Annotated in this window: 1 protein-coding gene; it reads left to right on the top strand. The window is 68.4% G+C overall.

Annotated features, from left to right (window positions below):
• Positions 1 to 120: 120 nt before the first annotated feature.
• Positions 121 to 1,119 (top strand): IS481 family transposase, encoded by a 999-nt coding sequence (locus ACFWV3_RS45710; RefSeq protein ID WP_382420667.1) that lies wholly within the window; start codon positions 121 to 123, stop codon positions 1,117 to 1,119.

Below are 1,119 nucleotides of genomic sequence, written 5' to 3'. Positions count from 1 at the left end.
TGTACTGCCCCGCGAGGTTGCGAACGGTCCGACACGTGATCGGATGATCTTGGAATGAGGGAGGGCCTCCGGGTTCGGTGTGGATTGCGACATCTGCACCGGCTAGCCAGGAGGCCCTCGATTACTCACGCTAACGCACCGCTGTCCGAGCTGGGCAGGCTACGTCTGGCCCGGTGTGTCGTCGAGGATGAATGGCCTGTTCGGCGGGCCGCGGAGCGATTCCAGGTGTCGGTCAGCACGGCTCAGCGGTGGGCCGGCCGCTACCGCGAACTCGGGGCAGCGGGCATGACCGACCGGTCCTCACGCCCGCTGACCAGCCCGCGCCGCACCCCGACCCGCACGGAACGGCGGATCATCAAGGTCCGCCTGGCGCGGCGATGGGGACCGGCGCGGATCGCGTACCTGCTGGGGCTGGTGCCCTCGACCGTGCACCGGGTGCTGACCCGTTACGGACTGGCCCGGCTCAGTCACGTGGATCGGGCCACCGGCGAGCCGGTGCGCCGCTACGAACGCGCCACACCGGGCGAACTCGTGCACGTCGACATCAAGAAGCTGGGCAACATTCCCGACGGCGGCGGCCACAAGGTCCACGGCAGGCACACCGGTCAGCGCAACAGCTCCGCGCACCGTGACCCCGCCCGGCGCCGCAAAGTCGGTGGCCGCCCCAACCTCGGCTACAGCTACCTGCACAACGCCGTGGACGACCACTCCCGCCTGGCCTACAGCGAAATCCTGGCCGACGAGACCAAGGAAACCGCGGCCGCGTTCTGGCAGCGAGCACAGACCTACTTCCACACCCACGGCATCACCGTCATGCGGGTACTCACCGACAACGGCGCCTGCTATCGCTCCCGGCTCTGGCGCGACACCCTCACCGACGCGGGCATCACCCACAAACGCACCCGCCCCTACCGGCCCCAGACCAACGGCAAGGTCGAACGCTTCAACCGCACCCTGCTCGACGAATGGGCCTACGCCCGCCCCTACCGCACCGAGACCGAACGCCGAGAAGCATTCCCGCAGTGGCTGCACACCTACAATCACCACCGCGGACACACCGCACTCAAAGGCCAGCCACCCGCCAGCCGCGTTCCCAACCTCTCCGGTCAGTACAGCTAG

Source organism: Lentzea sp. NPDC059081 (assembly GCF_042738015.1).
In the GTDB taxonomy this organism is placed as follows: Bacteria; Actinomycetota; Actinomycetes; order Mycobacteriales; family Pseudonocardiaceae; genus Lentzea.
This window is presented reverse-complemented; position numbering and strand designations above follow the sequence as displayed.